The following is a 9,024-nucleotide window of genomic DNA, read 5'->3' as shown; positions in this document are numbered from 1 at the left end:
AGAGCCAGAAAGCAACGATTACGATGACAGTATTCTTGATAGTGCATTTGATGAAATTGATGAATTTGAATTAGAGCATGAAGTTGATGGCGTGGTGCCAGAGCCTTCAGCTAGTGAAGAGCCTTTAGCCGGTGAAGAGCCCTCAGCCAATAAAGAGCCCTCAGCCAATAAAGAGCCTTCTTCCGATGAGAAAGACCCTAGCGACTTCGACGAATTAGAAGATGTGCCAGGGTTAGATGACTGGTTGTCAGGAACCGAAGAGTCAGAACAAGAAGAGATATTTGACGATTTAGATGGTGCAGAATTTGATGAATTGCTGCAAAGCATTGAATCCGAGCAAGAAGATGAACCAAGCGTTGCAGCTGACACCACTGAATCGACAGAAAGCCTAAATCTTGAAGAAGGTCCCGAGCCTGAACTCAAGCTCGACAATCCAGATTTAGATTTAAGTGCACTACTAAACGATGTGGATCTTGATGCTGAAACCGAACCACGCACTCCACCAGAAGATTTCTTGGATGTGGAAGCGCTGATGGATGATGGTGAAGACAATGATATAGATCCAGACAGTGCAGAACTTGATTTAGATGTAAGCCTATCTGATTTTACCGGTGTTAATGATGCCGATGACGTCATTGATATTGATAAAGATGCTGGGCAAAACGCGAACCTCGACCTCGCACGGGTTTATCTAGAAATGGATGATATCGTTGCTGCGAAGGAATTACTCGAAGATGTGATGAATCTGGGTAGTGAAGAGCAAAAGCAAGAAGCTGAAGGTATTTTAAAATCCATCAGTTAATTGCATGTTGAGTGCGGTATGACTACACTTAGCGGCTTTTCAATTTAGAGGTGTTTGAAACATGGGGCGAATCGCCTTAGGCATCGAGTATGATGGTGCATCGGTACATGGTTGGCAACGTCAAAAAGACGTGGCTAGCGTGCAAGAATACCTAGAGAAAGCACTCACCGTTATCGCAAATAAGCCTATTATAGTATTTTGTGCTGGTCGCACCGATGCTGGTGTACATGCAACTGGCCAGATAGTCCATTTTGACAGCGATGTAGAGCGTCCAGAGCGTGCTTGGACACTTGGTATAAACGCTAACATGCCTGACACGATAGCCGTAACCTGGGCCAAACCTGTCTCTGATGATTTTCATGCCCGCTTTTCGGCTACCCATCGTCGTTATCGCTACGTTATTTATAACTCCCGTATGCGACCTGCTATCCTGCACAATGGTGTTACTCACGAATACCGCGAGTTAGACGCAGAAAAAATGCATGAAGCCGCACAGGCGCTGGTAGGGGAGCACGATTTCACTACATTCAGGGCTTCGCTGTGCCAAAGCAAAACGCCTCACCGAACCGTGAGTAGCGTGAGTGTACATAGGCAAGGTCGTTATGTGGTGTTAGATATCCGTGCGAATGCGTTTTTGCATCATATGGTACGTAACATCACGGGGTCACTGCTTTGCATTGGGGCTGGAGAGCAACCTGTTGATTGGATGGCGCATCTACTTACCTTAAAAGACCGAGCAAAAGCCGCTACCACCGCCAAACCTAATGGGTTGTATTTGGTAGATGTGACTTACCCTGAGCACTTCGGTATACCAAAATCACCTCTAGGGCCTCTTTTTCTTCCAGAATCTTAAGAGCGTGAACGGTAGCAATGGGTTACCGTTCAACTTCTTAGACCAGTTTTGTTTTTTCCATTTTACTGTATTGTGGTCTAATAGCGCGCTATATTAGGTGGTTGTACTAACGTAGTGCGTATTTTTCTCTTGCGCTACAATAAAGTAACCGAAATATTCATGTAGTATTGACACAAAGCACGAATGAAAAAACAGTGTCGGTGCGCTAATAAATATAAAGGATTCCTTTTCCATGAGCTGGATTCAAAAAATTCTTCCGCGTACGCAAACATCCACAAAAGGTAATGTACCTGAGGGGATTTGGACAAAATGCGGCTCTTGCCAAGCTGTGTTGTACAAAACTGAGCTGGAAAAACTTCAAGAAGTTTGCCCTAAGTGCGATCATCACATGCGTATTACGGCCCGTCGCCGTATAGACGGTTTTCTTGATGAGGGGGATCGCGTAGAACTTGGCGCTGAATTCGAACCACAAGATATCTTGAAATTTAAAGACTCAAAGCGTTATAAAGACCGGATTGTAGCCGCGCAAAAGCAAACCAATGAAAAAGACGCCTTGGTTGTTATGCAGGGCAAGCTAAAAGGTATGCCGGTTGTAGTAGCCAGTTTCGAATTTGCCTTTATGGGTGGTTCAATGGCCTCTGTGGTAGGTGCTCGCTTTGTTGCCGCAGTAAATGCTTGTCTTGAAAACAACACACCACTAATTTGTTTCTCTGCCAGTGGCGGGGCACGTATGCAAGAAGCGCTTATGTCGCTAATGCAAATGGCCAAAACTTCTGCAGCATTGGCAAAAATGAGCAAGAAAGGTTTACCTTACATTTCTGTGTTAACAGACCCAACAATGGGCGGCGTTTCTGCCAGTTTAGCGATGCTAGGTGATGTTAACGTTGCCGAGCCAAAAGCCTTGATTGGTTTTGCTGGTCCTCGTGTTATCGAGCAAACAGTACGCGAAAAGTTACCACAAGGTTTCCAGCGTAGTGAGTTCCTTGTTGAGAAAGGCGCTATTGATATGATTGTTGACCGCAGAGAAATGCGTGATAAATTACACGGCTTGTTACTTAAGCTGCATCATCAGAATTAGTGAATACACAAAAAAATCAAAATACTGGCTCAACAACCACGTTGAGTCAGTGGCTTTCTCATCTTGAATCTATTCATCCAAGCGCCATTGATATGGGGCTTGAGCGCGTTAAATCTGTGGCAAATGCCATGGGTATCCATCTAAAAGACGCTTTACTTATTACCGTTGCCGGTACTAATGGCAAAGGCACGACCTGTCGCTTGTTAGAGCAAGCTATGCTTGCGAAAGGTAAAACCGTTGCGGTGTTTAGTTCTCCTCATCTAGTGAGTTACTGCGAACGTGTGCGGCTAAACGGTGAATTGGCTGAAGAAGGCGCATTTTGCCGTGCTTTCGAGCTTATCGAAAAAGCCCGTGGCGATATCACGTTAACCTATTTTGAATTCGGCACCTTGGCTGCAATGAAAATGATGCAGGATTGGGGTGTTGATGTGGCCGTATTGGAAGTGGGGCTAGGGGGAAGGTTAGATGCCGCTAATATTCTTGACCCAGATTTAGCCATTATTACGACTATTGATCTTGATCACCAAGACTGGCTGGGTGATACCCGCGAAGCAATTGCTCGTGAAAAAGCCGGTATCATGCGAAAAAATGGTAAAGCTGTTATTGGTGAGCTTTTACCGCCAAGTTCACTACGTGACGTTGTGTCTGAATTAGATGTTGATGCTCGATGGGCTCTGAAAGACTTTTTCATCGTTGAGAATACCGCGCCTGACAATAGTCCTAGCACCAGCACCAGTCGAACGTGGCAATGGAAGGGTAAGCATACTGAATTTACCCAGCTGCCATACCCACATATTCCTCAGCAAAACGTGAGTACGGCACTTGCGGCACTAGAATTATTAAACTTACTGCCAGATGAAACAGCGATAAAGCACATTATTGCCAATACCCGTTTGCCAGGGCGCCAACAAGAAATTAGCCATAACCCGCTAGTGGTGGTGGATGTCGCGCATAACCCCCAAGCAACCAAAGCAATGCGGGAATGGCTTAAACGTTACCCCGCAAGTAAAATACGCGTGGTAGCGGGTATGTTAAAAGACAAATCTATTGTAGAAACCCTTGCGCCTTTGTCGTCGCTGAATGCACAATGGTATTTAGCAAGCACATCAGGCCCTCGAGGCTGCGATGCAGACGTACTAGCGGAGGCGCTTTTGGATGCTCAGCTTGATAAAAGCTATATCCAAACCTTCAGCGATGTGACGAATGCTTATAAAGCAGCACGTAATGATTACCATGAAGGCGAACTTATATTGGTCTTTGGTTCCTTTGTTACCGTGGCTGAAGTGTTAGATTATTCCAACGCAAATGAACAACAATAAAATCGAACAATAAGTTCAACAGGAGATAATAGTGACGTCGGCATTAAAGAATAGACTCGTGGGCACCATCATCATTGTGGCGCTGGCAGTTATTTTTTTACCAGACTTTCTTGATGGCAAGAAGCAAACCAATAAAGAACCGTTTGTATCTGTTCCTGCAAGTCCTCCTAAGAAACCCATTGTAGAGCCCGAAGCCTTTCCTAGTGAGCGGGTAGCTAAAGCGGCACAGTTGCCCGTTACGGTAACAGATGACAAAGCGCTGGATGATGAAGGCGCACCGTCTAATGTGCCTAGTGAGACTCAAGCGTTGCCTGAGCCGGTAGAGGCTAAAATAACGCCAGAAGACACTCTTGCCAGTCAAACCATTGTTGAAGCACCAGATTCATCTACTGTGGATGACGCAGGTTGGGTGATACAACTAGGCAGCTTTCGCCATGAGAAAAACGTAAAGTCATTATTGAATAAGCTTGAGAAAGCCGGGTATCGTGCGTTTAGTCGCAGGATAATGACTAACTCTGGTCCGCTCAACAAAGTGTTTGTTGGGCCAGACTTAGAAAAACAAAAATTAGAGGCAGCATTGCCCCATTTACGTGAACTCACCGACCTGAAAGGTAAGGTCACCACGTTTAAAGTAGAATAGTGTAAACCGATAGGTACACAGCACGTTCTACGCCGTGAAAATCAGAAGCTAAAAATATTACACATTGGTAATTTTTCCGGCTTCTGTTAGAATGCGCGCCATCTCGCCAACGGCATGTCGCTACTAACAACTTCCGCGACTATAACGCAATTAAGAGACAATGAACTGGGTAGACTTTTCCATATTGGGTATCGTTGCGGTATCTACCTTAATAAGCCTTATTAGAGGGTTTGTTAAAGAAGCCACCTCTCTTGTGGTATGGTTTGGCGCACTCTTTATTGCCAGCCATTTTTATGCCGACTTAGCCGTATATTTTACTGCCATCGATGATTTGTATCTTCGAAATGGTGCTGCCATTGCCGCGTTATTTGTATCAACTCTGATGCTAGGCGGCATGTTAAATTTTGCAATTGGACAACTGGTTCAGGCTACAGGCCTGTCAGGTACCGATCGCGTTTTAGGCATTGTATTTGGAGCGCTCCGCGGCGTACTTATCGTTAGCGCGCTTCTCTTTTTCATGGACACTTTCTCTGCCGCTGCCTCATCGCAGTGGTGGCAAACGTCGGTACTTATTCCCGAATTTGGTGTCATTATTGAGTGGTTTTTCACATATGTGAAAGGCTCCTCCAGTTTCTTAAATCCCGCTTGATATAGGTAACGCACATGTGTGGTATTGTCGGAATAGTTGGTAAAACACCAGTAGCTCAGTCTTTGTACGATGGTTTAACGGTAATCCAACATCGTGGACAGGATGCTGCTGGAATAATGACCATCGACCAAAATATGTTTAATTTGCGTAAGGCAAATGGTTTGGTTCGTGATGTATTTCATACGCGTCATATGAAGCGTTTATCGGGTAATATGGGTATTGGGCACGTTCGCTATCCTACTGCGGGCACCTCAAGTTCAGCCGAAGCTCAGCCTTTCTATGTGAACTCACCGTTTGGTATTGCGTTTGCACACAATGGTAACTTAACCAATGCACACGATTTGCAAGAAGAAGTATTTCGAATTGCCCGTCGTCATATTAACACCACATCTGATTCAGAATTGTTGTTAAACATTCTTGCTCACGAGCTACAGCAAGTGGCAGGACTAAGTGTTACCGCTGAACATATCTTTGAAGTAGTTACTAAAGTACACAAGAAAATTCGCGGTGCGTACGCGGTTGTTGCCGCTATTATCGGCCAAGGTATTGTGGCATTTCGTGACCCACACGGCATTCGCCCGTTAGCGCTAGGTAAGCGTATGACAGAGCTTGGCGAAGAGTGGATGGTAGCATCGGAAAGTGTGGCACTGGATGCCGTTGGTTTCCAATTCATCCGCGATGTGTCGCCAGGTGAAGCCGTGTACATTACTGAAAATGGCGAGCTTCATACCAGACAGTGTGCCGAGAACCCCATTACTTCGCCTTGTATTTTTGAGTTTGTGTATTTTGCACGCCCAGATAGCTTTATCGACGGTATCTCAGTTTATGCGTCTCGCGTGAATATGGGTCGCCGATTAGGTGAAAAAATTGCCCGTGAATGGAGCGATTTAGACATCGATGTTGTTATTCCTATCCCTGAAACGTCTATGGATGTGGCACTGCAAATTGCCAACACCTTAGAGTTGCCATACCGTCAGGGCTTTGTGAAGAATCGCTACATTGGTCGTACCTTCATTATGCCTGGCCAAACTATGCGTAAGAAGTCTGTACGCCGCAAGCTAAACGCTATCTCGTCTGAATTTAAAGGCAAGAACGTGTTGTTAGTTGATGACTCTATTGTTCGAGGTACTACATCTGGCCAAATTATTGAGATGGCCAGAGAGTCTGGTGCTAAGAAGGTATACTTCGCCTCTGCAGCGCCTGAAATACGTTTCCCTAACGTATATGGTATCGACATGCCTTCAGCCAACGAACTGATTGCCTATGGCCGAGAAATCGATCAAATAGCCGACCTTATTCAAGCTGACGGTCTTATATTCCAAGATATCACTGATTTAGTTGAGGCAGTGCGGGAAGAAAACGATTCAATTCAACGTTTTGAAACTTCAGTTTTCGACGGCAACTATATTACCGGTGATGTAGACCAAGACTACCTTGAACGTATTGATATTTCGCGTGGTGAGAAGTCTCGTGAAGCGCCCATTCTGCAAGCAGAGTTGAGCAATTTAGATATGCATAATATCGATTCTAACGACTAGGATAATCGTCAGCAGATAGTTATCGCTATGTGCTGTAGTTGTAAAAAAAGCCGCTAATAAGCGGCTTTTTTGTGTTTATTATTTTATGGCTGAATAGGTAAAGTAAATTACAATTTTTTATTCGCTAGCTGGCGAAAATAGGGCCTGTTGTAATACCCCACAATAGTACTGCGCCAGTCATTAAAATAACCATTAATACTAGCCCACAGGTAACCACTGAGCTGGAATAGATAAACCCTTTTTCTTGTGGCAATTGTAATAACAAAGGCACACCAGAAAAAAGTAGGTAGACTGAATAGCTTACACCTACTAATAGTGCAGCCATTACCACCCAAAGCTCTGGATACAAACCAGCAAAACCCACCATAAATAATGGGGTAGCGGTGTAAGCGGCTAACTCTAGTGATTGCGTGAAAGTGGTGGTTGATTCAAACGCTTTAGCTAGCTCATGAATGACCACTGCCAAGGCCACTACGCCAGCAACTAAGCCGAAATACATACCCGTCGCCATTAATAGCGCACTGCTTTCGCTTAATTTGATGAGATCTCCGCCCATACTCCAACCTGTGTAAACAGTTGAGTAATACGCCACAATAGTGGGTATTAACGCAATAATAGCAATGTGGCTAAATGCGTAGAAAAAAGTTTCCTGGCGTCGATCGATATTACGGCATTCTTCTTTTGGATGTGTGTACATCCCAATAACATGGTTTAAAAGCATTGTCCTTCGCCTCTGAGAAAGTCTGAAGAGTATTATTTTTTATAAGAATCAATGTTAATACTAAAGTATAAAATGCAACATTTAATTTACACGACAATTTTGCTACAGGATGATGAATCAGTCAAATAAATAGTGTGAAAAATAGGTCTTAAAACGCACTTATTAATCTATTTGGGTGGGGTGCACCAAGATGGGTCGAAATCAGGCTGTAATTTAAACGAATTGAAGGCTAAATAGCTTAATTGATATAAGGATTATCTTAGGTAAGGCGGTGCTATCGACCCGGTTAGCCGCGTAAAGAAGAGCAATTAGGTAAGTGCAACCAAGTAAAAGTAATCAGGTAAGAGCATCAGACGAGACTAATTAGTTGAGAGCAACCAGATAAGAGCATTCAAATAACTAGAGAAGAACATCCAGACAAGAAAAAGGGTATGAATAAAAATAAGTAAACAAGACTCAAAGAGAAAAGGTGGCGATAAACGATGAGTTGAAAGCGTGACATGACACCACGCATTATCAACTTCCAACCCTTCATTTTAGAAAGCCTGTAAGGGCGTTATAAATACCTTAAGCTGGAAGCCCGCTATGGAATTTAAAATCGCTGTCATTGGTAGTGATTAATTCAGCCTCTACCTCACCAAAGTACGCAATTCTTTCTGAAATATCTTTGCCCGCGATATCGGTGGCCAGCGACAAGTAGTCTTGATAGTGCCTAGCTTCAGAGCGAAGCAAGGAAATATAAAATTCACCAAGCTTTGCATCTACGTGGGGCGCTAATTTTGCGAATCGCTCGCAAGAGCGGGCCTCGATATAAGCGCCACATATGAGTTTGTCGACTAAGGCATCTGGCTCGTGAGTTTTAACATGCCTTAGTAACCCTTTTGCGTAGCGCGAAGGGGTGATGCTTCGATACTCAATATCGAAATGGTCCATCATCTCCAATACTTGATAAAAGTGATGTAACTCCTCTTTAATTAGTAGCACCATTTTATCAACAAGGTCTTGGCCATATTTTGAATCAGAGCGTGGGATAACAGATTTCGACAGTTTATTTTTCGACGGTAAATCTCGCCAGTCACCTTCGCGTTTATACACGTATTGCTCGAAAGGTTGTAGCCACGCCAAAAGGGCATCGCCACTTTCTTTATCGACGGCATATTTTCGAATAAGAAACATGGCCGATTGAGATGCTTTAAGCTCACAAATCAAATGATCTAAAAGCAGCATGGAAAAGTTTTCAGGCTTGGTAGCTTCTTCAACCCATGCACCTGGTGTTGTAGCGTGTAAAAACGTATTTATAGGGGCGAGTAATTCTGCTGTATTCACTGTCTTTAAAACTAAATTAGGGCCAACGTAAAGTATAATTGTACCACACTAGAGGCATCGGCTGGCGATGGAAATGCACGTTATTATCATTGCACTCT

9 protein-coding genes are annotated in these 9,024 nt (G+C 44.0%); 7 read left to right on the top strand and 2 right to left on the bottom strand.

The annotated features are described in order from the left end of the window. The 7 genes from AAC006_RS15640 to purF all read left to right on the top strand — a co-directional run. The coding region (locus AAC006_RS15640; RefSeq protein ID WP_339891860.1) for a FimV/HubP family polar landmark protein at positions 1 to 802 on the top strand (802 nt) is incomplete at its 5' end. Between the two features lie 61 nt (positions 803 to 863). Continuing rightward, the gene (gene truA, locus AAC006_RS15635) at positions 864 to 1,655 is read left to right on the top strand and encodes a tRNA pseudouridine(38-40) synthase TruA (protein WP_013783501.1); all 792 of its coding nucleotides are present in this window, start codon (positions 864 to 866) and stop codon (positions 1,653 to 1,655) included. Positions 1,656 to 1,887: 232 nt separating this feature from the next. Continuing rightward, positions 1,888 to 2,733, top strand: a complete 846-nt coding sequence (gene accD, locus AAC006_RS15630; RefSeq protein WP_013783502.1) for an acetyl-CoA carboxylase, carboxyltransferase subunit beta — start codon at positions 1,888 to 1,890, stop codon at positions 2,731 to 2,733. Next, entirely contained in the window at positions 2,733 to 4,052 is a 1,320-nt protein-coding gene (gene folC / locus AAC006_RS15625) for a bifunctional tetrahydrofolate synthase/dihydrofolate synthase (RefSeq protein ID WP_208805802.1), read from the top strand. The genes accD and folC overlap by 1 nt, the downstream gene beginning before the upstream one ends. A 31-nt stretch (positions 4,053 to 4,083) precedes the next feature. Next, entirely contained in the window at positions 4,084 to 4,692 is a 609-nt protein-coding gene (locus AAC006_RS15620; RefSeq protein ID WP_126871457.1) for an SPOR domain-containing protein, read from the top strand. Positions 4,693 to 4,852: 160 nt separating this feature from the next. Next, entirely contained in the window at positions 4,853 to 5,341 is a 489-nt protein-coding gene (locus AAC006_RS15615) for a CvpA family protein (RefSeq protein ID WP_208805801.1), read from the top strand. 14 nt (positions 5,342 to 5,355) lie between these two features. Then, complete coding sequence (gene purF, locus AAC006_RS15610; protein ID WP_013783506.1) at positions 5,356 to 6,879, top strand: amidophosphoribosyltransferase; 1,524 nt, start codon at positions 5,356 to 5,358, stop codon at positions 6,877 to 6,879. A 124-nt stretch (positions 6,880 to 7,003) separates the two neighbouring features. On the opposite strand, the gene AAC006_RS15605 is transcribed toward purF, so the two are convergent. Both AAC006_RS15605 and miaE read right to left on the bottom strand, forming a co-directional pair. Further along, positions 7,004 to 7,600, bottom strand: coding sequence for a Yip1 family protein (locus tag AAC006_RS15605; protein ID WP_013783507.1), 597 nt, complete (start codon positions 7,598 to 7,600; stop codon positions 7,004 to 7,006). Positions 7,601 to 8,167: 567 nt separating this feature from the next. Beyond that, on the bottom strand, positions 8,168 to 8,926 hold the full coding sequence (miaE, locus tag AAC006_RS15600; protein WP_013783508.1) for a tRNA isopentenyl-2-thiomethyl-A-37 hydroxylase MiaE: 759 nt from the start codon (positions 8,924 to 8,926) through the stop codon (positions 8,168 to 8,170). Positions 8,927 to 9,024 lie beyond the last annotated feature (98 nt).

It is taken from the genome of uncultured Alteromonas sp. (assembly GCF_963976965.1).
Lineage (GTDB): Bacteria > Pseudomonadota > Gammaproteobacteria > Enterobacterales > Alteromonadaceae > Alteromonas > Alteromonas naphthalenivorans.
Note: the sequence above shows the minus strand (reverse complement) of the source record. Positions and strands in the feature narration are given on the sequence as shown.

Excerpts from the sequence above, each read along its gene's own strand:
- purF (WP_013783506.1), top strand. The coding sequence starts at position 5,356 with ATGTGTGGTATTGTCGGAATAGTTGGTAAAACACCAGTAGCTCAGTCT.
- accD (WP_013783502.1), top strand. The coding sequence starts at position 1,888 with ATGAGCTGGATTCAAAAAATTCTTCCGCGTACGCAAACATCCACAAAA.
- AAC006_RS15605 (WP_013783507.1), bottom strand. The coding sequence starts at position 7,600 with ATGCTTTTAAACCATGTTATTGGGATGTACACACATCCAAAAGAAGAA.
- AAC006_RS15615 (WP_208805801.1), top strand. The coding sequence starts at position 4,853 with ATGAACTGGGTAGACTTTTCCATATTGGGTATCGTTGCGGTATCTACC.
- truA (WP_013783501.1), top strand. The coding sequence starts at position 864 with ATGGGGCGAATCGCCTTAGGCATCGAGTATGATGGTGCATCGGTACAT.